The sequence below is a fragment of the Salipaludibacillus sp. CUR1 genome (assembly GCF_021028955.1).
Classification (GTDB): domain Bacteria; phylum Bacillota; class Bacilli; order Bacillales; family Salisediminibacteriaceae; genus Salipaludibacillus.
Window position 1 is genome coordinate 420,443 of record NZ_JAIWPE010000096.1, and the last position, 19,868, is coordinate 440,310.

26 protein-coding genes are annotated in these 19,868 nt (G+C 40.3%); 8 read left to right on the plus strand and 18 right to left on the minus strand.

Translation table 11 applies throughout. From position 1 onward, the window contains the following. Window positions 1-105: 105 nt before the first annotated feature. From K8O68_RS20810 to K8O68_RS20825, 4 genes are all read right to left on the minus strand, one after another. Window positions 106-873, minus strand: a complete 768-nt coding sequence (locus K8O68_RS20810) for a prolyl oligopeptidase family serine peptidase (RefSeq protein WP_230898656.1) — start codon at window positions 871-873, stop codon at window positions 106-108. Window positions 874-1,141: 268 nt separating this feature from the next. Next, window positions 1,142-1,339 (minus strand): cold-shock protein, encoded by a 198-nt coding sequence (locus tag K8O68_RS20815; RefSeq protein WP_093050234.1) that lies wholly within the window; start codon window positions 1,337-1,339, stop codon window positions 1,142-1,144. Window positions 1,340-1,445: 106 nt separating this feature from the next. Beyond that, window positions 1,446-2,951: an amidase gene (locus K8O68_RS20820; RefSeq protein ID WP_230898657.1), complete on the minus strand. Its 1,506-nt coding sequence runs from the start codon at window positions 2,949-2,951 to the stop codon at window positions 1,446-1,448. Between the two features lie 159 nt (window positions 2,952-3,110). Continuing rightward, the gene (locus K8O68_RS20825; protein WP_230898658.1) at window positions 3,111-3,422 is read right to left on the minus strand and encodes a hypothetical protein; all 312 of its coding nucleotides are present in this window, start codon (window positions 3,420-3,422) and stop codon (window positions 3,111-3,113) included. A 321-nt stretch (window positions 3,423-3,743) separates the two neighbouring features. On the opposite strand from K8O68_RS20825, the gene K8O68_RS20830 reads away from it, so the two are divergent. Both K8O68_RS20830 and K8O68_RS20835 read left to right on the plus strand, forming a co-directional pair. Next, entirely contained in the window at window positions 3,744-4,910 is a 1,167-nt protein-coding gene (locus K8O68_RS20830) for a TIGR04053 family radical SAM/SPASM domain-containing protein (protein ID WP_230898659.1), read from the plus strand. Window positions 4,911-5,089: 179 nt separating this feature from the next. Further along, entirely contained in the window at window positions 5,090-5,812 is a 723-nt protein-coding gene (locus K8O68_RS20835; protein ID WP_230898660.1) for a GntR family transcriptional regulator, read from the plus strand. A gap of 45 nt (window positions 5,813-5,857) precedes the next feature. Here K8O68_RS20835 and K8O68_RS20840 read toward each other — a convergent pair whose 3' ends face one another. The 3 genes from K8O68_RS20840 to K8O68_RS20850 form a co-directional block, all read right to left on the minus strand. Beyond that, complete coding sequence (locus K8O68_RS20840) at window positions 5,858-6,109, minus strand: hypothetical protein (RefSeq protein ID WP_230898661.1); 252 nt, start codon at window positions 6,107-6,109, stop codon at window positions 5,858-5,860. Window positions 6,110-6,223: 114 nt separating this feature from the next. Continuing rightward, entirely contained in the window at window positions 6,224-6,730 is a 507-nt protein-coding gene (locus K8O68_RS20845) for a DoxX family protein (protein ID WP_230898662.1), read from the minus strand. 281 nt (window positions 6,731-7,011) lie between these two features. Beyond that, window positions 7,012-7,566: an NADPH-dependent FMN reductase gene (locus K8O68_RS20850; protein WP_230898663.1), complete on the minus strand. Its 555-nt coding sequence runs from the start codon at window positions 7,564-7,566 to the stop codon at window positions 7,012-7,014. 216 nt (window positions 7,567-7,782) lie between these two features. Here K8O68_RS20850 and K8O68_RS20855 point away from each other — a divergent pair, with 216 nt between their 5' ends. Next, complete coding sequence (locus K8O68_RS20855) at window positions 7,783-9,180, plus strand: MFS transporter (protein ID WP_230898664.1); 1,398 nt, start codon at window positions 7,783-7,785, stop codon at window positions 9,178-9,180. Window positions 9,181-9,394: 214 nt separating this feature from the next. Here K8O68_RS20855 and K8O68_RS20860 read toward each other — a convergent pair whose 3' ends face one another. The 5 genes from K8O68_RS20860 to K8O68_RS20880 form a co-directional block, all read right to left on the minus strand. Continuing rightward, window positions 9,395-9,643 carry a hypothetical protein gene (locus K8O68_RS20860; RefSeq protein ID WP_230898665.1) on the minus strand — a complete coding sequence of 83 codons (249 nt, stop codon included), beginning with the start codon at window positions 9,641-9,643 and terminating at the stop codon, window positions 9,395-9,397. Window positions 9,644-9,677: 34 nt separating this feature from the next. Beyond that, window positions 9,678-9,863 carry a hypothetical protein gene (locus K8O68_RS20865; RefSeq protein ID WP_230898666.1) on the minus strand — a complete coding sequence of 62 codons (186 nt, stop codon included), beginning with the start codon at window positions 9,861-9,863 and terminating at the stop codon, window positions 9,678-9,680. 65 nt (window positions 9,864-9,928) lie between these two features. Then, a complete protein-coding gene (locus K8O68_RS20870) occupies window positions 9,929-10,471 on the minus strand; it encodes a hypothetical protein (RefSeq protein WP_230898667.1) in 543 nt (180 codons plus the stop codon). 107 nt (window positions 10,472-10,578) lie between these two features. Continuing rightward, window positions 10,579-10,929, minus strand: a complete 351-nt coding sequence (locus K8O68_RS20875; protein WP_230898668.1) for a DUF1360 domain-containing protein — start codon at window positions 10,927-10,929, stop codon at window positions 10,579-10,581. Window positions 10,930-11,006: 77 nt separating this feature from the next. Continuing rightward, window positions 11,007-11,111, minus strand: coding sequence for a YjcZ family sporulation protein (locus K8O68_RS20880; protein ID WP_230898669.1), 105 nt, complete (start codon window positions 11,109-11,111; stop codon window positions 11,007-11,009). 250 nt (window positions 11,112-11,361) lie between these two features. Between K8O68_RS20880 and K8O68_RS20885 the strand changes: the two genes are divergently transcribed. Next, the gene (locus K8O68_RS20885) at window positions 11,362-12,057 is read left to right on the plus strand and encodes a BMQ_0737 family morphogenetic spore coat protein (RefSeq protein WP_230898670.1); all 696 of its coding nucleotides are present in this window, start codon (window positions 11,362-11,364) and stop codon (window positions 12,055-12,057) included. A gap of 113 nt (window positions 12,058-12,170) precedes the next feature. After that, window positions 12,171-12,797, plus strand: a complete 627-nt coding sequence (locus K8O68_RS20890; RefSeq protein WP_230898671.1) for a hypothetical protein — start codon at window positions 12,171-12,173, stop codon at window positions 12,795-12,797. An 84-nt stretch (window positions 12,798-12,881) separates the two neighbouring features. On the opposite strand, the gene K8O68_RS20895 is transcribed toward K8O68_RS20890, so the two are convergent. Together K8O68_RS20895 and fabI are read right to left on the minus strand one after the other, a co-directional pair. Beyond that, on the minus strand, window positions 12,882-13,571 hold the full coding sequence (locus K8O68_RS20895; RefSeq protein WP_230898672.1) for a glycosyltransferase family 2 protein: 690 nt from the start codon (window positions 13,569-13,571) through the stop codon (window positions 12,882-12,884). 224 nt (window positions 13,572-13,795) lie between these two features. Next, the gene (fabI, locus tag K8O68_RS20900) at window positions 13,796-14,575 is read right to left on the minus strand and encodes an enoyl-ACP reductase FabI (RefSeq protein ID WP_230898673.1); all 780 of its coding nucleotides are present in this window, start codon (window positions 14,573-14,575) and stop codon (window positions 13,796-13,798) included. Between the two features lie 226 nt (window positions 14,576-14,801). Here fabI and prpE point away from each other — a divergent pair, with 226 nt between their 5' ends. Continuing rightward, window positions 14,802-15,542, plus strand: coding sequence for a bis(5'-nucleosyl)-tetraphosphatase PrpE (prpE, locus tag K8O68_RS20905; RefSeq protein WP_230898674.1), 741 nt, complete (start codon window positions 14,802-14,804; stop codon window positions 15,540-15,542). Between the two features lie 16 nt (window positions 15,543-15,558). Here prpE and K8O68_RS20910 read toward each other — a convergent pair whose 3' ends face one another. From K8O68_RS20910 to K8O68_RS20925, 4 genes are all read right to left on the minus strand, one after another. Beyond that, the gene (locus tag K8O68_RS20910; RefSeq protein ID WP_230898675.1) at window positions 15,559-16,452 is read right to left on the minus strand and encodes an RluA family pseudouridine synthase; all 894 of its coding nucleotides are present in this window, start codon (window positions 16,450-16,452) and stop codon (window positions 15,559-15,561) included. After that, window positions 16,449-17,243 carry an NAD kinase gene (locus tag K8O68_RS20915; RefSeq protein ID WP_093050168.1) on the minus strand — a complete coding sequence of 265 codons (795 nt, stop codon included), beginning with the start codon at window positions 17,241-17,243 and terminating at the stop codon, window positions 16,449-16,451. Before K8O68_RS20915 ends, K8O68_RS20910 begins: the two co-directional genes overlap by 4 nt. Window positions 17,244-17,265: 22 nt before the next feature. Further along, the gene (gene yjbM, locus K8O68_RS20920; RefSeq protein WP_230898676.1) at window positions 17,266-17,901 is read right to left on the minus strand and encodes a GTP diphosphokinase; all 636 of its coding nucleotides are present in this window, start codon (window positions 17,899-17,901) and stop codon (window positions 17,266-17,268) included. 65 nt (window positions 17,902-17,966) lie between these two features. Next, window positions 17,967-18,359 carry a UPF0738 family protein gene (locus K8O68_RS20925; RefSeq protein WP_230898677.1) on the minus strand — a complete coding sequence of 131 codons (393 nt, stop codon included), beginning with the start codon at window positions 18,357-18,359 and terminating at the stop codon, window positions 17,967-17,969. A 204-nt stretch (window positions 18,360-18,563) separates the two neighbouring features. On the opposite strand from K8O68_RS20925, the gene K8O68_RS20930 reads away from it, so the two are divergent. Together K8O68_RS20930 and K8O68_RS20935 are read left to right on the plus strand one after the other, a co-directional pair. Then, window positions 18,564-19,154, plus strand: a complete 591-nt coding sequence (locus K8O68_RS20930) for a CYTH domain-containing protein (protein ID WP_230898678.1) — start codon at window positions 18,564-18,566, stop codon at window positions 19,152-19,154. A gap of 36 nt (window positions 19,155-19,190) precedes the next feature. After that, window positions 19,191-19,823 (plus strand): lytic transglycosylase domain-containing protein, encoded by a 633-nt coding sequence (locus tag K8O68_RS20935; RefSeq protein ID WP_230898679.1) that lies wholly within the window; start codon window positions 19,191-19,193, stop codon window positions 19,821-19,823. The last annotated feature ends 45 nt before the right edge of the window (window positions 19,824-19,868 follow it).

The window sequence follows — 19,868 nt, forward strand, 5'->3', positions numbered from 1 at the left end:
TTAACTGGATAGGGGTATAACAGATGTGATGGAAATCACTTTTTCACGCAGGAATCTAAAATGTTCACATATTTATTAAATGTAAATAATTGGGGGGTCTGACCCCTAAATCATTTTTAATGGCTGCCGGTTCTTCAGCCATGAAATGAAAGATAATATTCCTTCACGGTTCACATGGTGGCCTGCCTGTCCATCCACAACAAAAGTAAGGTTATCAGCATTTTTATGGCTTGCAGCAAAAGATTTCGCTCCGTCTATTGGAACTACAGTATCCTGCGCTCCGTGCCAGAAAAATAAGTCCCGGTTCTGCGCAGCTTCCGGCTGTTTCGACAAATCATAGCTGTTTAATAGTGCTTTTTTTCTGTCTAACTCTTCCTTGCTGAATGGAAAAACATCTGATTCTTTTTTGATCCGCTCGATTTGTTCGTGCACAAAATCTTCATAAGCAGGTGTTCCCATAAAAGAAGCTGCAGTTTTCACCCAGTTATATTGAGTAAGCGCCCCCAACGTAATAATGGCTCCCATTGAAACTCCAGCCATTGCAATATCAGAGCTTTCAACTAGTGACCTTTTTTTTAATGCAGAAACAATCTCTTCTGTTTCATGAATGCTTTTTATAACAATCTCCCAGAAAGACAAACTTCTCTGGTCGTCAGGTATACCCTTATGGCGCTCACCATGGTGTTCAGCTTCAGGCATAATAACCCTGTAACCCTCTCCAGCTAATAAATAGGCATAGTGGAGGTTATGCTCTTTCGCACTTGTAAACCCATGCCAGAAAATAAATAAAGGAAGCGGTTTTTCCATATTATCATTAGTAACCACGTGCAAAGCCGGGATCCCCGCCAGCTCTTCTTTTACAACTGTTATCATTGTTATATCCCTCTTCATAAAAAGTTTGTTACCATTTTAACATTCATTAGTTGTAACATAAAATAATTAGCCATTTATGCGAGTTCCAGGCCTTTTTAAGTTTGGTCAAGAAAAAGATTACCGCAGCATTTAGAAAGTAAACTGTAATTTTTCAAAGCGTTTTTCTGTTCACCACAAGACTACTTTTTAAGCAATGTCGGATCGCGTCTTTAAGTATAGGCTCTACCCGCAAGAAAAAAAGCCCCTGAAAAGGAGCTTTTATGTACAATTATTTTTGTACGTTTGTTGCTTGTGGTCCACGCTGGCCTTGTTCGATGTCAAAAGTAACGGATTGTCCTTCTTCAAGGGATTTAAATCCGTCCCCTTCAATTGCAGAGTAATGTACAAACACATCATCCTGCCCTTCTACTTCAATAAATCCAAAGCCTTTTTCTGCGTTAAACCATTTTACTGTACCTTGGGTCATGTTATGTTCCTCCTGTTTAATTGTTTCCCCATTTAGTATGACAAAAATTCACAGTCTTATACTCATATTATTGAAATTTTTTTCCGGCTTTGCCGCTAATTATTCTTCAAAGGCTGTAAAACGGGTTTTCATCTGGCTTTATCCATAAGTCCGTTCTTTCAAGTAAATAAGCCATCTGAAATAATTTGTGTTCATTTCCTTTGGCTGCGATAAACTGAACTCCTACAGGAAGACCCTCCCCAGTTTTATGAACCGGTACACTCATAGCAGGCTGCCCAGTTAAATTAGCCTGCTGGGTAAAAGGTGTCCTCATTAAACTTTCTTCCGCTAATTGTTCCGCGGCCCCTGACTTTTTCAACAGTTTACCTGCTTTCAGATTTGAAACCAGTTTAATCAGCAGCTTTTCTGTTGGTTTGACTTGTAACTCGCCAATTTTTGCAGGAGGCATGGCTGTAGCAGGGGTGACGTAAAAATCATAGGTTTCATGAAATTCTTCCATGGCCAAGGCAGCGGTATCCCACTCTTTCAGATTTAATACAAATTCCTGAGCTGAGGTCGCTTTTCCTAACATGCCAAGAAGCCAAGTCGTCGGCTCCACATCTTTCATGGTGATTTTCCTGGCCAAAGACTGTTCAAGCTGACTAAGAGTGGCTGCTACTTCACCAAAATACATCGTTAAATAACTTTGGGCAATTTTCTTACCGTCCACAGGGGCGTCTTTTTCTTCTACCTCAAACCCTGATTTTTCAAGAAAACGAACCGTTTTTAAGACCGCCTCTTTACATTCGTGATCTACCGCTGTACCAATAGGCGATTTGACAGAAAACGCGATTTTGGAAGGTTTACAAAGGGGGCCTGCCATCTCTTTCACATAACTCCCTTCATATCCTGGGGCAAGGAAGGCTGCTCCCTTTTCATCTCCGTGAATCAAGTCAAGAATAAGGGCGCTGTCTCTAACCGACCGGGTTAACACATGTTCAGAAGAGGCTCCCTGCCATAATCTTCCTTGTGACGGACCTACAGGGGTTCTTCCCCGGGTTGGCTTCAGCCCGAATAACCCGCAATAAGCTGCCGGGATTCTTATCGATCCTCCCCCATCATTAGCGCCTGCTACCGGGACCATTCCTGAGGCCACTGCCGCACTCGAACCGCCGCTGGAGCCGCCGGGCGTATATTTTATGTTCCAGGGGTTCCTTGCTGGTCCGTAAAATTCAGGTTCAGTCACTCCCATAAGTGCAAATTCAGGAACGTTTGTATGCCCCATAGGGACCAATCCGGCCTCTTTTAACCTTGACACAAAATTAGAATCAGTTTCTGCTCGGAAATGCTGGTTTACACGTGAGCCAGAGGTTATTCTTTCCCCTTTCACATCCTGGGTAATGTCTTTAAGTAACATCGGAACACCGGATAAAGGTGTATTTGTCATCTCCGGATTATTTATTTGCTTTAGAGCTTTACTGTAAAATTTATGAACGACAGCATTCAGATAAGGGTTCAAAGCTTCAATTCTAATAAGCGCTTCTTTAAACACTTCTTCTCCCGTTACTTCCCTCTTTTTAATAAGTTCTGCAAGCCCGGTTGCATCATACTTATGATAATAAAACCCATCCATCTTTACACCCCGCTTTAAAAAGACTGTTATTTATGGTTTATTTCGTGCCAAATTACCTTTTATCCTTCTTTTAACAGGAAATAACTGGGGGGTCAGACCCCCCAGTTGTTTCCAAATAAAAACTCTTCGCTCAGGCGAAGAGTCTGGAACTTTCCAACATTAGTTTTCGGGTTTTAATTTCTCCATTTCTTCAGTCACAACAAAAGCAAGATCATCGTTGCCAAATAAGGATAATACGCCTAGAAGAGTATCATGCGGGATGTCACCCGCTTCTTCTTTAGGCACAGTCAAATCAATTGCCTGTTTTAAAGCCTGGTTCTCGCTTTGTCCAGGGTATGCACGCAAATAAATTTCCTCAGGGTCAAGGTTATGATTCACACACCACTGGGCAAACACCAGCACCATCATCTGTTCATCTTTTTGATAATTTTTTATTATCTGTTCTTCCAGTTCTTTCTTCGTACTACTCATAGTCTCAACACCTCTCAATTCTGGCTCGGTTCTTATTATAACGGATGCCTGCTTTCACTCCCAGAAAAAAGTTAATAAAATTTATTCAGTTTCCTGTCTCCCGTTCCAGGCTTATATAATAATTGCCTTACCTTTTGAACTTTTCCTGCTTATCAACTTACAGGTCCTAAACTCCCCATTCAGTTATCTGTCTCTTTCAATTGCCTATAAAGTGTTGCCACATTGTAACATTTCCTGCCGCCGCTGGATTACTGAACATATACAATGAAAATATATCAAATGCTTTGTTCACAAAAATTCAAATAAAGTTTGGTGATACGTATGTATGGAAAAAAACATCCTGCGGGTCATGGCCATCCCCACGCTAGTAAAATGGCTGAAATGGATTATAATGAAAATCCCTTTATTGTTATCTGGGAAGTGACACGTGCCTGCGAACTTCGCTGTGTGCATTGCCGCGCCGATGCACAGGTTGAGCCTCATCCTCATGAACTGTCCCGTTCAGAAGGAATTAAGCTAATAGATGATATTTATGATATGAATAATCCTATGCTTGTTTTTACAGGCGGCGATTGTATGATGAGAGAAGACTTGTTTGAGCTCGCTGATTACGCCGTAAAAAAAGGTATGCGTGTATCAATGACTCCGAGTGCTACAGATAATGTGACTAAGGAACGAATGAAAAAAGCGAAAGAAGTCGGTTTATCCAGGTGGGGGTTCAGCTTAGACGGTCCTAATCCAGCTATCCATGACCAGTTTAGAGGCACATCCGGATCCTTTGATTTAACCCTTGAGAAAATACGTTACCTGAAAGAGCTCGACATGCCGCTTCAAATTAACACCGTCATCTCCCGATATAATTATGATTCTTTAGAAGAAATGGCTCAATTAGTCGAAGAACTTGATGTGGTCATGTGGTACATCTTCCTTCTGGTGCCAACAGGCAGAGGACAAATAGATGATTGCCTCACCCCAGCCGAGCATGAAAAAGTCTTTCGTTGGCTTTATGAGTTAAACAAAACATCAAATTTTGATATTAAAACTACAGCTGCCCAACACCACCGCCGAGTCGTTATTCAGCAGAAAACTAAAGACAAAATGATTGAAAAAGGTGAAATAAACTATTCGGACTCCATTTCAGATACTGCTTCTGAAATCGACGGTTTAAAACGCGCCCCAAAAGGAGTTAATGACGGAAACGGATTTATCTTTGTGTCTCATACAGGTGACGTCATGCCAAGCGGCCTTCTTCCGATAAAAGTTGGCAACGTAAGAGAAAAGCCGCTAAAGGAAATATACCGGGAAGCGCCTGTTTTAAAAGAATTAAGAAATCCGGATCTTTATAAAGGAAAATGCGGAGTCTGTGAATTCCGGTATGTGTGCGGCGGCTCACGTTCAAGATCTTACTCAGTAACCGGCGATTATCTTGAAAGTGAACCATTCTGTGTCTACATTCCTGAAGCTTATAGAAAAACCCAAAATGTGTAACACTTATAAAACGCCCGATACTACGTGTATTAAGGCGTTTTTTTGTAAGGATAAACTATTCCTTACAATTTATAGGAGATTATACCAATACCGCGTCACTGGTTTAGCAATTAACAGGTGTGATAAAATAAAGTGGAATAGTGGTCTATGTAACTTTACGTGTTAGGATGATGCGGAAAATGATAAATAAAAACTCACCAATCCCAATTTACTACCAGCTTGAAGAAAAAATTAAAAATCAAATTGACCAGGGCGACTTAAAACCAGGAGACATGCTTCCTTCTGAAAGAGAGTATGCCACCACATATGGAATAAGCCGTATGACAGTAAGACAGGCAATTACAAAGTTGGTTAACGACGGCTATGTCTACCGGAAAAAAGGGACAGGAACCTTCGTATCCGAGAAAAAAATCGAACAGCCGCTCCAGGGGTTAACCAGTTTTACGGAAGATATGAAAGCGAGAGGAATGACACCGGGCAACCGGCTCGTGCATTTTAAAGTAGTGCCTGCGACTTCGTCTGTCGCCAACTATTTAAAAATTCATGAGAATGATCCAGTGTATGAGATTCAACGGGTTCGCCTTGCTGACAATGTACCAATGGCCCTTGAAACAAGCTACCTGCCTGAAAAACTGGTTCCAGGTGTCACAAAAGAAATTATGCAATCCTCACTTTATGAATATATTGAAGCTGCTCTGGGCAAAAAAATCAAAGAAGCGACACAGATTATTGAATCTTCTACAGCTAATCAGAATGAAGTTGAGCTTCTTCAAGTAAGGAAATCTTCCCCCATCTTATTAATTGAACGGCATACGTACCTTGAAGACGGAACTCCCATTGAATTTGTAAAGTCAGCCTACAGGGCGGACCGTTACCGTTTTATGATTAATATGAAAAGATAGAATAAAAAAAGAGCCATCGGGTTTTACCGCCCGGTGGCCAGTTATTTATAATCCAGCCCTGCCGCATATCGATCTGCGGGTTTCGTAGGCTTTTAAACATCCCAGTTCTTCATTAAGCAGTTTCTCCATCTCTGCTAATTCGTCTCTGCTTACAGGACTGTCTCTGTCTGACCATTTCACTGTATATATAAAATAATAATCAGGAAAAGATCTGAAGATAACCGGAGAATTAGGATGAGAAGAAAAAACAGCTTTTATTTGATATCTCCGGCCATAACTCCAGTCAATCAGCTCCATAATTCATCCTCCTTGCAAACATACATTCCCTTCCAATTTTAACCTCCCATTTGTCCTTCGGCAAGTAAAAAGCACTCTTCCGTCAGAAAGAGTGCAAGAGTTCTTTAATCCCTTCTATGCTGCCGCTTTATCAGGCTCTGTTAACTTCTTTTTAAAAATTACGGTACGAATATAAGGAATGACCCAGCGGTCGCCGCCGAATTTACCGGCATTGTAGCCTGCAGCAAGGATAAAGATGGTAAGAAGCACTAACCACGGGTTTGAAGAGATGGTGCCTGCGAACATAAACGCGAAGTTCATGACGATTCCGAAGAATGCTGCTGCCGTGGTCAAAACACCTAAAATTAAGCCAAGCCCTACGAGCACTTCACCCCAGGCGACCATGAAACTGAAAACTCCTGCATTAGGCAATGCAAAACTTTCAATAAATGCGTGATACGTCGGGTACTGTTCAATGACGGCTTCATTGTTAACCACACCTGTTAAATATCCGCTTGCATCAAACGGCTCTCCTGTCACTTTCCCCCAGCCTGCTGTCAGCCACTGCCAGCCAATATAAACACGTAATACTGTTAACACACCCGCTGCAATTTTGTTGTTTCTCAAGAAATCCATAAACATGATTCATTCCTCCTCAGGAAATGTTTTATTAAAGAGGTCAAGTCAACGATCACTTTAAAAAAATAATCAAGGCCTGCTGTTAAGTGAGTGGTAAAAATCAAAACATTACCCGCTCTTTCGGTTCGTTAAGTTAGTGACCACTAACTCTCTTTCTTTAATTTGATTATATTATATATTAAGGCCCTGCAACTGCCGTATTTGTGACGGAATGTTTGCTATACAATGGCGAAATTGTGACCAGCGGCACAAAAAAACTATCCCTAAATTTAGGGATAGCTTTTTTACGATTTCATAATTTCAATCCATTTTAAAAATTCTTCGAGACTTTCATTCAATCGTTTCTTTATCACCTCATCCTGAAGCTGGCCGTTTTCATCCACTTTATTATGAACTGAACCAATATACACCTGGGGTTGAGGCATTACATAGGCATGGCACGCTGATAATGTCTGTCTAACCTGCTGCTGTGAAAACCCGGTTCCCATTGCACTGGGGGAAGCTCCGACAATCATGCTTGGCTTTTTATAAAGCACATTTTCATTGGTCATACTTCCAGCCCAGTCCAGTACATTTTTCAGCACGCCGGGTGTGCCATGAGAATATTCAGGTGTGACTATTAACAGTCCATCGGCTTCTTTTACTGATTGTTTAAATGAAGCCACTTCTGCCGGGTCTCCGTTTTCTTCCAAGTCACCATTAAATAACGGGATTTCATTAATTGAATGTGGAGTGATTTTTGCGTTTGGATGTTCCACCTCGGTTAAATAATTTAGAATCATCCGGTTGTAAGAACTTTTTCTTAAACTGCCTGCAATTCCAATAATATGTTTTTTCATATAATCGCCCTCCTGCTTTAATTATCACATATTAAGACATAAAATGCTTAAAAGCTAATCATCGCAAAGTGATTCGTTGACATCAACATCCCCACACGCTAACATAATAAGTGATATTTCTATACTCGAAATAAATTCCGACGGCTATCTTTTCTGCTCGTCGTTTATTTTTTCAACCCGGCACACTTCCCGAAGAAACTAAAACAGGAGGGCATCATGAGCCATTCGCCATCTTCTCGCCTATTAAATCAAAAGGATAAACAGAGACTTACTTTGCTTTTATGTATTATTCTCACTTTCACCGTCATGAACGGTACAATGTTCAATGTAGCTATTCCGGATATTGCAGAGGAATTTAGTCTTCTTCCTTCTCAAGTAAGCTGGGTGATGACCGGATACATTCTGGTTTTTGCAATCGGCTCTTTAATGTATGGAAAACTGGCTGATTTTTATCCAATTAAGACTTTGCTTACTATAGGAATCATTTTATTTGCTTCCGGAGCAGCAATCGGACTTTTTTCTCCTAACTACGGAGTTTTATTATCTGCAAGGATTCTTCAAGCGATGGGCGGAGCAACAATCCCGGCACTGGCCTTTATTATTCCTGCCCGGTTTATGCCGGATGAAAGAGGAAAAGTCTTCGGAATTGTATCTTCCACTGTCGCTTTTGCCTCAGGACTCGGACCGATTACAGGGGGCTTGGTAGGAGGCGCTTTTGACTGGAGGTACTTATTTATTCTGTCAGTCCTTTCACTGATTGCTATTCCGTTTTTAAGAAAATGGCTGCCCGACGAACCTCACAGAAAAGGAACAGTTGATATACTTGGGGCTCTGTTTATCGCTGTTTCTGTAGCCGGTCTGCTTTTATTTATTACCTCTTTCAGCCTTTTAGGGTTATTCGCAGGTATATCAGCATTCAGCCTTTTTATTTGGCGGATGAAAACATTTCATGCTCCTTTTATAGACCCGACGATGCTTAAGAATAAATATTACACGACAACTATCATTACAAGTTTTTTTGGAACAAGTGCCATGTTCGGAATGATTTTTATAGTTCCGATAATGGCAAGGTCCGTATATGATCTGAATACTGTACAGATTGGTCTTCTTTTATTCCCCGGCGCAATGGCAGCGGGGCTGATTGGTCAGTACGGAGGTAAACTCGTGGATCGTCACGGAAGTTATCCCATCCTGAAGGCAGCTTTTATTATGGTTATGGCAGGGAGCACTCTGATCTCCACTTTTGTCGGAATTCCTCCTGTGTTTATGGCTGCCTGTATTCTGGTTCAGTATATGGCCTTCCCGCTTATCCAGAGTTCAACGGCTAATCTTTTAACTTCTCTTGTGCCAGCTAATCAGACAGGAGTGGGAATAGGATTGTTTAATTTAGTCAACTTCCTGTCGGGAGCCATTTCCAGTGCTATATTCGGTGCTTTACTTGATTTTTCCCACATACGGTTTCTGATTAACCCGTTCGGGATCACTAATGACTATGCTATTTATTCGAACCTGTTTGCCGGTCTTGTCCTTCTCGCGTTAATCGCTGTCAGTCTTTTCACCTTTGTTTTCAGAAATAAAGTTAAACACCTTGAACTGCAATCACAAAATCTATAAATTAACTAATCCTGCAAAGCCCCCTGGGCAAGCGTCCGCCCGGCGGTCTGAAATCACTCCTTTTCTCACAAAAAACAGCCGAACAAAATTTTCAAATTTTGTTCGGCTTTCTTTATAATTACTCTTCTTTTTTCCCAAGCCTCTTCTCGCCAATCTGAAGTTAAAAACAGGAACCTTTTGGCTTTTTAATAGGATTTCGTTGTCCCAGCTGCTTTTAAATAGTCTGGTCAAAATACTCACCTTTGCCGGTTAATTCTTTTTCATGCGCTCTCGCAATAGTTAACAGCTTTTTCTTAGCTTTATTTCTTTCAAAATAATTCCCTGACGCCGCACGGTCTTTCAGAGCATCAAAAAACGCCACTCTTTCAGCCGGAGACGGCCCTGTGATCATAGGTTTAGACCCCGTTTGACGGTTCGCATAGATTGTTACTTGTTCATCTTTCACTGGTGGAAGGTAACCCATACAATCACCTCTCTTTAATATCGGTATACCCCTATTAATGAGAGGCGAACCCTGTTTTATAGGCTTTGGTCCGGGATTTTGCTTTACCGCAGGCACACCCGCCTTTTTTCGGTTTTGTATGGCTTACTTTATATTTGTTCTTCTCCCCAGTCATATTATTAGAAGGTTTATTAACATGGCTTCGGCTTCTCCACGTTTTTCTCTCACTGTATTTTCCCAAAACCTCTCGCTCCTTTTTGCTTGATCACTACAGGTTATGAGATTCTAATAATAAAGTGAGGGCATTTAATCTTCGTCATCATTAGAATAATTGTTTCCAGCCTGGAAAGCCTGAAAAAACTGCTCGTAGTTTTGTTTATTTTTTTCCTGTTGATCCGGCTCACTGCCCCCTTCCACCTTTTGAGTGTCTGCTTGTTCACTTACAGCTTTAGAAAAAAAGTTTTCAGGTGTTTTTTTGGTGGAAGTGTCGTATGCGTGTTGTAATTTCTGAAGAAGCTCTTCTTTCTCTTTTTTCCATTCAAGTTCTTTAGCAGTTAAATCTTCTTTTATTTTTTCAATTTCCAGAAGTGTATTTTTCATCTGGCTTTTTTCTTCTTCATTCTTTACCAATTGAGTTTGAAGCTTTTTCTTTTCCATGACAGCTTCTCTGTAACTTTTTTCAATTAGTCTGTTTCTTTCGGCTAATTCCTCCACCTCGCTGATTATTTCGTTCATTTTTTTAACATCATACTGCTGTTCAAGTTTATCCTTTTCCCTCTTAAGCCTTTGTGCTTCAGATTTATAATGAATAACTTCCTGTTGCAGCTGTACTTCCGGCCAACTCTTCATTTTATTGGATACCCCCACATTATCCCTCCTGTTTCATCCTTTTCACTTCTTATTTATATGTAAAAAGAAATGAAACTTGCCAGTTGTATTATATAGGAGCAGCTTACTTAAAAATATTTGATAACAGCTTCTTCTAACAATACCGAGGCGGCAGATAAAGCAAAAACCCAAATAATAACCGAAAAAATAATAGGAAAAATCATCTGGCCGGCAAAAATAAAGCCGCCCATCCAAACAGACAAACACCAATGGCAGCTTAACAACGAGCCTCCGAATTTTATTATTCCTTTGCCTTTAGGTTCGTAATGCCAGATCACTTCACCGTTTTCATCACTTTCTTTGATTTCTTTTAAAAAAAGCTGTCTAAGCGGTTCTGTAATCGTGTCATAAATAAACAGATGGGTTAACCTGAAAACCGCTAACCCCATTAGAATAAAATTCAACCAGGATTCTTCCATACAGACCCCTCCCTAGCATTCTATCTATATATATATGTAAAAAGAAGTAAAGGGTTTCCCTTTACTTCTTCTCCGTATTAGCATACATAGGCTGCACCTACAATAACTAACAAAATAAACAACACTACGATGAGAGTAAAACTGTTGTAATAACTCAAGAGTTTCACCTCCTCATATACCAATTAGAAAGAGGTTATTCTCCTTCTCTCCTTATATATATGAAGAAATCCGGCAAGAGGCATGGATAAATGACTAAAAAAGATTATTTTTTTGAAAGCCTCCTGTAACAGCAGACGTTTACAGAGTATTTGAAAAAAATTAGTTATATGCTGATTAGGCAATAATTCCATGAGTAACAGACACATTTATTCTTATCAAACATACTATGAAGCAGTAAGGATATTATTTAATCTGAATGGAAGGATGAATTATATGGGTAAATTAGAAAGACTTTGTATAAAAGTACCTAAAGTTTATGACTGGATTACTCATCAGGCAGAAAAGGAAGAAAAGTTTGAGACAGGCGACATTGACTTTTTTACAGAACAAGACCCTGATATGCAAACGACTGACGTATTAGTACCCGATGTTTGCGGCTACTTTCTTCCTGAAACTGTCGAAGTAAGCTGTATATTAATTGAACCGGAATTTCCGGAACAGCTATGCGAAGAAGTGGGAACGAGGAAAGACTTTTATGTAGAGGAATTTGATACCACTTTACAGGTGGTTAAAATTCAGAAACAAGGTGAATACCAAATTGTATTGGAATCAGAGCACAAGCATAAGCCACCTTTGTTCTCTGAGCCAATCAGTTTCTTTAAAATTGAGAAATTTTTATTATGTGCACCTGAAGGTACTGATGTAGTATGTCATGTATATGACTTTGATTGCGAAGGATCGTTCTTATGCAACGGTAAAGACGGGACAGAATGGACACTCGATCTTACCTTGTTAATCTGCCAGTCCATTCAGGCAGAAGCAGAAGTTAAAATTGATATAGAAGGTAAAATTTGTAAGCCTCGCCCTGAAATTGTTCTTCCGACACCGGCCAAAAAGTGTCCAGAATTTAAATTTCCGGAGCAGTGCCCTGAAGTATTCCCCGTCCCTCCCAAAAAGCATAAAGATTAATATTATTTTGGGTTTACAGAAAGAGAGCTTTGCCTCTCTTTTTTTTTAGTTTTATTTTTTGATTTTGTACATACGTTTTTAAAAACCGCGCCTAATAGAAAGGGTGTTACTTTATGAGTAATTCAAATACAGATATACAGTTAAAACAGAAACTCCTTCATTACCAGTCGGAATTAAGTAAATATAAGAGACTTAATTCCAATTTACAGAAGGACATTAACAGGTATAAAAAAGAATTTCTGGCTGGAGCTCCCGTAATAAACGAAACACTCTCACGAACGCCGTCCTTTTCTGTCCTTTCATTCTTTAATTACACGGTATTTTTATCTGAACCGGAAGATGAAGAACTATTGGTGAATGGTAATTTCCATATGAAAAATACGGGAACCTCCACTTTACATGAACCTTTTATTGTTTTCCGTATCACTCCTCCGGCAGGTGCAGGATTAAACGGAAAAATTACTCTTTCAAACCACAAGGACAGTGTCTTGTACAAAGATGATGAAGAATGGACATACATGGATTCCGGCTGGAAAGACACTATTAGGAATAAAGGTGAATATTGGCTAAAGCCTTCTCATTGTGCAGAACTAAAACCTGAAGAAACGCTGACTTTTTCGAGTTTTGACTTAAGGATTAAGCGAGAAAATGTAATTGACAGATTAACACTGCAGGGGTTTTGCTTCGCATCAGAATTAAAAGAAGGAATCCCTTCAAAAAATACTGTCTCTTTTTATTAATTTCTCTTCTATTGTATTAGCCGGCCTGGCGTTGCTCAGCCTTTATTCCGCACTGCTGGATATTTTCAGAAAATCAAGCAACAGTTACACTATATATTTATCAATTTTCCCGGGGAAATTATACCCGCTTTCAAGGTCTGTGCATCCATTAAGAAGGGATCTGTTTTTCTCAGTATGTTCCATGGGTGATTCCTGGCGAATACACGTATAGTTATACTTGCTTGTTGAATATATGCGGAAGCCCTGTCTCGCAGACCGCCATAAAAAATCTCCATCTTCTCCTCTGTTTGTGTGATAAAAAGGGATTTTGTCGTGTACTTTCTTTTTAAAAGTTAATGTAGCTCCGCGAACAGACTTTACAAATTGATTTTCATAATAAGGCCTGTGAATACCTAACAGGTCATTTTCACAAAAATAAGTGTAAACAGATCTTTTTCCAGCAATATCTGCTCCTGTTCTATTAATTGCTCTTATCATCTCAGTTAAATAGAAAGGAGAATAATAATCATCATCATCCATCTTAGAGATGATACTTTGTCTAGCCAGTTCAACTCCTTTATTCAAACAGGAACCGAGAGTTTCATCTTCCGGCACTTGACATACACGGATATCAGGATAATCTTTAGTCTTCTCTCTCCAGTCGTTAAGATCTATTCTGTCACTATTAATAATAATAATCAGCTCTTTACCTTTCCATTTCTGCCGTAAAAAATTACTCAGGATATTATTTAATTTATTCTCTCTCATCGTGCAGGTAATTGCAGTAACTTCCATACCGGCCGGTTCCTTTCTTAATAACGACATGTAATACAGTCTATGTATTCCCTTACACTCTGGAAGTGTATTTGACCAGATTAATTAGCATATATGCATTCTATAAAATTAAATTAACAGACAAGTCACGGTAAAGGCGAGGGTTGGTTTTTTCTAGAGCAAAAGCATAAAAAAAGCGCAGCGTTGGCTAGTTGCCAATACTGCGCTTTTGTAATTTTTATTATTTACATCAGTCCTGTCACATGATAGCCGCCATCAACGTGAAGCAGCTCGCCAGTAATGCCTCTTGATAAATCACTCATCAAAAACAGAGCTGTATCCCCAACCTCTTTCTGGGTTACCGTCCGCTTGAGAGGAGCATGGTCTTCCATTTCCTTCAGTACATCATTAAAACCGCCTACCCCTTTTGCTGACAGTGTACGGATAGGGCCGGCAGAGATAGCATTAACCCGGATTTGCTCTTTTCCTAAATCGTTCGCTAAGTATTTCACACTTGCATCCAGGCTTGCTTTCGCCACTCCCATGACATTATAATTTTTCACCACGCGCTCACCGCCAAGATAGGTAAGTGTCACGATGCTCCCGCCTTCTGTCATAAGGGGGCGGGCTGCTTTTGTAACAGCAGTTAAAGAATATGCACTGATATTTTGAGCTAAAAGGAAGCCCTCCCGGGTCGTGTTTAAATATTCGCCTTCAAGCTCCTCACGGTTTGCAAATGCTACACAGTGGGCAATTCCATGAATTACATCAGTTTTTTCTTTAATTTGCCTGAAAGTCTCTTCAATTTCTTCGTCTTTGGTTACATCGCACGGTAAAACCGCATGATCCCCTGATTCCAAAGTATCAACCAATTTTCTAACGTTTTTTTCCAAACGTTCTCCTGCATATGTAAAAATCAAATTAGCGCCAGCATTTGCTAATGACTCAGCGATTCCCCATGCAATACTTCTTTTATTAGCTACGCCCATAATCACATAGGTTTTTTTGCTTAAATCAATCTCCATTGATTGTTCCTCCTTAACATACACTTGATATTAACACTTGGTCATAATTTTACCCCAGGTGCCCTGTTACGTCAAACAGACCAGTATAGAGATGATGACTTCACTGGCTATTTGTGGCACAATACAAATACATTTCTTTACAGTCTTAATAAACCGGAATATCCGGGCAGTGCACTCTCTTACAAAATTACATGTTTGCTACAAATAATTAATGGAGGAATCCGCAATGAAAAAATTCGACATTATTGGTGATATACATGGGTGTCATGAAGAAATGACAGATCTGTTAAAGGAGTTAGGCTATTCACACCAGAGCGGGAAACTTTACCATTCAGACAACCGGGTGCCTGTCTTCCTTGGAGATCTCACTGACCGGGGTCCCGCCTCAGTAAAAGTAATGGAAGACGTTGCAGATTGGGTCTTACAAAAAGAGGCTCTCTACTGCCCTGGAAACCATTGCAACAAACTATACCGTTATCTTAGCGGCAGGAACGTCATGATCAATAATGGTCTTGAAACGACAGTTGAGGAATTAAAGAGTCTGCCTAAAGATGAGGCAGAACGTATAGCAAATAAATTCAAAACCTTATACGAACAATCTCCTTTGTACCTTCAACTGGATGCGAACCATTTAATAGTCGCCCATGCAGGAATCCGCCCCGATTTAATAGGAAAAAAAGGAAAAGTAGTAAGGACTTTTGTGTTGTACGGCGATATAACTGGAGAAAAGCATGCTGATGGCAGACCTGTACGGAGGGATTGGGCTGCTAAATATAACTTTGACAGCTTTGTTGTGTATGGGCATACACCCGTGCCGAAGCCAAGATGGAAAGGCGATACTGTTAATATTGATACTGGCTGTATTTTTGGCGGTGAACTTTCAGCGCTTCGGTGGCCGGAAAAAACTGTCTGTTCTGTCCCGTCAAACCAGCCTTACCATAAAGAAAAGTTCCAATCGTTCGATTGATTGGAACTCCATTTCTTTAGTCATTTAATTTAAAGTCCTTAGGCAGCGGGGCCTCATAATACTGCAGTTCGCCTGTTAGCGGATGATTTAACATAACCCGGTGAGAATGCAGGGCAGTTCGTGTTAAAAGCCGCTTATTTCCTCCGTAAAGAGTATCGCCTAATAATGGATATCCCAGCCAGGCCATATGGACCCTGATTTGATGAGTCCTTCCCGTTTCAAGCCTTAATAACATCGTTGAATAACCTTGTTTCACCTTTATCCGTTCGAAATGTGTCACAGCGTGCTGTCCTTCTAAAGATATTTCTCTTTCGATAATACTCGAAGGTTTTCTGGCAATTGGGGCATAAATCGAACCGAATCGCCAGGACACCTCTCCTGAAACAAGCGCTGTATAGGCCCGTTCCAATTTTCCCGCTCGCTGCTGCTTCACAAGCAAGTCATGAGCATAGCGGTGTTTTCCTGCGACCAAAAGGCCTGAGGTATCACGATCTAAGCGATTAACTGCGTGAAAAGTGGCCGGCCATCCAGTTATTCTATAATGATTAACTACTGCTCCAGCGATGGAAGGCTCATAAGGATCTTCAGTGGGAATCGTTACAATTCCGGCAGGCTTATTAATTATTAAGAGATGGTCGTCTTCATAAATGACCTCCAAAGGCAAAGAGGTTATTTTAATGTTTTTACTCACTTCTTCATCAGGCAAATGAACGTCCACTTTGTCCCCTGATTTGATATATTGCCGTACGTTCTGCTCTTTTCCGTTTACTGCTAATTTCCCGCCTTTAAACTTAATTTCAGCAAGTGTTTTACGGGAAATCCCCTTTACTTTTCTCAAATAATCTCTTAACAACAGGCTTGAATACCGGTTATCAACTTCCCATGTAAGTATCATTTTTTTATTTGTCATTCAGCAATAAACGACTCCTTCACCCGTTTCCAGAAAGGAAAAGGCCTGAACCTCGCAAATCTCACTTTTTCTTCAGCTACCCTGCATTGAATAGCTTTTACTTTTTTTTGAACTAAGCTGTAATGGTCCACTGACACTTGAAAATCTACATCATTTTTAGGTTTTAAAATACATGTGTGGTGCTGGGGCAGTACAAGAGGCGACCCGACTGTCCGATAGACACGGTTATTAATAGATGCCATTTCGGCTAGCTGTATAGATGCCAGAGAGGGATGCAAAATAGCCCCTCCCAAAGCTTTATTGTATGCGGTACTTCCTGATGGGGTGGATAAGCAAAGCCCGTCTCCTCTGAATGTCTCAAACAAGTCCCCTTTAATTTCAATATCCATAACAAGAGAGCCTTCCATACTTTTAACTGTGCATTCGTTTAAAGCAAGGAAACGCTCTGATTTCTGGTCGCCATGGTGGCGGATAATCACTTCCAAAACGGGATATTCCACTATTTTGTAAGGGGTTTTGGCAATATGGATGACTAATTTTTCGACTTCATCAGGCTGCCAGTCTGCGTAAAATCCCAGATGGCCCGTATGAACACCGACAAAAGATGTTTCTTCAAGACGATGAGTGTATTGATGGAATGCTTCCAAAAGGGTGCCGTCCCCTCCCACGGAAATAACGATATCAGGCTCTTCCTCATTAAACTCGAGTTCGAATTCCTTAAGATAATTTTTTATTTTTTGGGTTAAAATATTTGAATCGTGGTCCCCACGCGACTTTACATTAAACTTCATAATTGGCAGTCGTCCTTTCAAGTTAATTCCGTTTTCGAATTGACTCCCTCTGTTTAGTGATAATCTGCTGGGCCTCCTGTACCTCTCCGCGTATCTTTGACATTTCTTCATCCAATTTAAATGCTGCTTCAGCTGCCGTTTGCAGTCTTTCTTCAATTTCGGCCGGTATTTTACCGGAATACTTATATTGGAGAGAATGTTCAATCGTTGCCCAGAAATTCATCGCTAAAGTACGGATCTGAAGTTCAACCAGAATAGGTTTTTCCCCGTCTATAGTTTGGACAGGATAACGGAGAATCATATGATAAGACCTGTACCCGCTTCTTTTTTTATGTTTTATATAGTCTCTCTCTTCTTCTATATCAAAATCCGTCCGGGCATGAATAAGCTCAACGACCGTATCGATATCTCCTACAAACTGGCACATTATACGGACACCAGCTAAATCCTGCATTTCTTCTTCCAGTTCATTGAGAGGGATATTTTTTCTTTTAGCTTTTTCAAGAATACTGGACACAGGTTTCACTCTTCCGGTGACAAATTCAATAGGAGTATGTTTGGAGGTCAGCTGATACTGATCCCGGATACCTTTTAATTTAATTTTCAACTCTTCAACAGCCTGCTTATAAGGGGTAAGCATCACATCCCAATCCAGCATCTACGTCACCACCATTATTTTCTTGTTTTATGTCCTTTGCTGTTTTTCTGATTGGCTGGGTATGTTCAGTTTTTTAAACCAAACGTCTGCTCTACCTTATTTACAAACTCTTTTCCGTAATTGTTGTTTCCTTTAATATTTTCCAGAAGCAGCTTGATTTCTTCCCAGAAGTGGGTCAGTTCAAGTTTTCCGGCTGTTTCTCCATCTAGAGCAAGAAATACTTTTTTCTCTGACTTCAAAGAGCCGTGAAGAGCCTGCCAGTGCTCACTTGTAATTCTGACATGGTGGAAGCCTTCATCGTTTTCCAGTAAATAGACAAAAGCTTCTCCATCCGAATCTGCTAAAATTCTTTCAGCTGGAGTAAGGGATTGCCAGTCACTTTCTTTAATTTGTTTATTTAATGCTACCTCTACGCTATTGTCTCTTTCTATTATTTCTTCAGCTTGAAAGATAATCATTTGCGAACCTCCTCTGTAAACATCCACTATCATTTTATCATAATCGTATATTTTAACGCAGTAAAACATACCAGATCTCTGCTTATAAAGCAGAATCGATTCATTGCCATCCTTTGTTACATGTGGAATAATTTCAGATGTAGCCTGGTGTACACCGGGATATACAAATATCAATAAAACTAACATTGAGTGCAGGTGATCAGCATGAATCAGGAAATTGAAATAGAATTTAAGAATCTAATTGACAGAAAGAAATATGAAGAGCTTCTTAGCTGCTATCAGTCTTCACGTACCCCTGTTTACACACAGGTGAACCACTATTTTGACACGGATAAATTATCTTTAAAAGATAAAAAATCCGCCTTAAGAGTCCGATATAAGAAAGGAGCTTATATTTTAACCTTAAAACAGCCTTACGAGACAGGTCTCCTGGAAACACATCAACAGCTAAGTGAAGAGGAGTTTTCTTCTTTGAAGGAGCATGGCAGTCTTTCAGAAGGCGATGTATTTAACCAGCTGTCACAACTGCTGGAAGAAAACGTCCCGAAATTGGACTACCTTGGACAGCTGACGACTGAACGGACGGAAATCAGCCTTAAAGAAGGGCTGCTTGTCCTGGACAAAAGTTATTATTTTGACCACGTAGATTACGAGATAGAATTTGAATGCGAAGAATTTGCTTCAGGAAAGCAAGCTTTTAAACAGTTATTAAATGAGTGGGACCTTTCGTGGAACGAGCCAGCTAATAAGATTGAAAGGTTTTACAGCGTAAAAATTCAACGGGAACAGGATTAACTTTAGATTCGGTTCTTATTGCAGGAGAGGGTAAAAATGAAAGTTAATATGTTTAATGATTTGTATCAATGGCAGGTGTTAAAAGCATGGGGAGATAAGCAGCTGAACCGGATCGGCCAGGCCTCTCCACCTGTGAAAAATACATTCACCCAGGCGTTAAACGGCCACCTGCACTCCGGAAGCCTTCCGGAAACCGCAGCGAATAAAAGCGGATCACTTATCGACTCCTATATCCAAAAAAAAGAAAGAGCAGGAAATCTAATCAGCCAGTCTTCCAATGACAAGGCATTTCTCCCTCTTATTAAAGAGTCTGCAAGGAAATATGGAGTCGATGAGAAATTAATCTATTCGATTATTAAACACGAATCCGGTTTCAGGACTGACGCAAAGAGTCATGCCGGAGCACAGGGGCTTATGCAGCTTATGCCAGCTACAGCAAGAGGCCTTGGTGTCAAAAACAGTTACGATCCCTCTCAGAACATCGATGGAGGAACCCGTTATATTAAAGCGATGCTCGATAAATATAATGGAAATACAGCCTTGGCTCTTGCCGCTTACAATGCCGGACCGGGAAATGTGGACAAGTATGCCGGGATTCCTCCTTTTAAGGAAACTCAAGCCTATGTTCCCCGCGTTTTAAACACTTACGAAAAGCTCAGCTCAGTCTAAAACTGAGAGCCAGAAAGGGTTCGTCTTGGACGGAGCCTTTTTTTA

Bases quoted from the DNA above. Each gene is read 5' to 3' on its own strand.
- K8O68_RS20840 (WP_230898661.1), bottom strand. From the start codon at position 6,109: ATGGAGCTGATTGACTGGAGTTATGGCCGGAGATATCAAATAAAAGCT.
- K8O68_RS20830 (WP_230898659.1), top strand. From the start codon at position 3,744: ATGTATGGAAAAAAACATCCTGCGGGTCATGGCCATCCCCACGCTAGT.
- prpE (WP_230898674.1), top strand. From the start codon at position 14,802: ATGAAAAAATTCGACATTATTGGTGATATACATGGGTGTCATGAAGAA.
- K8O68_RS20910 (WP_230898675.1), bottom strand. From the start codon at position 16,452: ATGACAAATAAAAAAATGATACTTACATGGGAAGTTGATAACCGGTAT.
- K8O68_RS20825 (WP_230898658.1), bottom strand. From the start codon at position 3,422: ATGAGTAGTACGAAGAAAGAACTGGAAGAACAGATAATAAAAAATTAT.
- K8O68_RS20835 (WP_230898660.1), top strand. From the start codon at position 5,090: ATGATAAATAAAAACTCACCAATCCCAATTTACTACCAGCTTGAAGAA.
- K8O68_RS20860 (WP_230898665.1), bottom strand. From the start codon at position 9,643: ATGGGTTACCTTCCACCAGTGAAAGATGAACAAGTAACAATCTATGCG.
- K8O68_RS20885 (WP_230898670.1), top strand. From the start codon at position 11,362: ATGGGTAAATTAGAAAGACTTTGTATAAAAGTACCTAAAGTTTATGAC.
- K8O68_RS20820 (WP_230898657.1), bottom strand. From the start codon at position 2,951: ATGGATGGGTTTTATTATCATAAGTATGATGCAACCGGGCTTGCAGAA.
- K8O68_RS20930 (WP_230898678.1), top strand. From the start codon at position 18,564: ATGAATCAGGAAATTGAAATAGAATTTAAGAATCTAATTGACAGAAAG.
- K8O68_RS20815 (WP_093050234.1), bottom strand. From the start codon at position 1,339: ATGACCCAAGGTACAGTAAAATGGTTTAACGCAGAAAAAGGCTTTGGA.
- K8O68_RS20890 (WP_230898671.1), top strand. From the start codon at position 12,171: ATGAGTAATTCAAATACAGATATACAGTTAAAACAGAAACTCCTTCAT.
- K8O68_RS20850 (WP_230898663.1), bottom strand. From the start codon at position 7,566: ATGAAAAAACATATTATTGGAATTGCAGGCAGTTTAAGAAAAAGTTCT.
- K8O68_RS20870 (WP_230898667.1), bottom strand. From the start codon at position 10,471: ATGAAGAGTTGGCCGGAAGTACAGCTGCAACAGGAAGTTATTCATTAT.
- K8O68_RS20925 (WP_230898677.1), bottom strand. From the start codon at position 18,359: ATGATTATCTTTCAAGCTGAAGAAATAATAGAAAGAGACAATAGCGTA.
- K8O68_RS20875 (WP_230898668.1), bottom strand. From the start codon at position 10,929: ATGGAAGAATCCTGGTTGAATTTTATTCTAATGGGGTTAGCGGTTTTC.
- K8O68_RS20895 (WP_230898672.1), bottom strand. From the start codon at position 13,571: ATGGAAGTTACTGCAATTACCTGCACGATGAGAGAGAATAAATTAAAT.
- K8O68_RS20810 (WP_230898656.1), bottom strand. From the start codon at position 873: ATGATAACAGTTGTAAAAGAAGAGCTGGCGGGGATCCCGGCTTTGCAC.
- K8O68_RS20935 (WP_230898679.1), top strand. From the start codon at position 19,191: ATGAAAGTTAATATGTTTAATGATTTGTATCAATGGCAGGTGTTAAAA.
- fabI (WP_230898673.1), bottom strand. From the start codon at position 14,575: ATGGAGATTGATTTAAGCAAAAAAACCTATGTGATTATGGGCGTAGCT.
- yjbM (WP_230898676.1), bottom strand. From the start codon at position 17,901: ATGCTGGATTGGGATGTGATGCTTACCCCTTATAAGCAGGCTGTTGAA.
- K8O68_RS20915 (WP_093050168.1), bottom strand. From the start codon at position 17,243: ATGAAGTTTAATGTAAAGTCGCGTGGGGACCACGATTCAAATATTTTA.
- K8O68_RS20845 (WP_230898662.1), bottom strand. From the start codon at position 6,730: ATGTTTATGGATTTCTTGAGAAACAACAAAATTGCAGCGGGTGTGTTA.
- K8O68_RS20855 (WP_230898664.1), top strand. From the start codon at position 7,783: ATGAGCCATTCGCCATCTTCTCGCCTATTAAATCAAAAGGATAAACAG.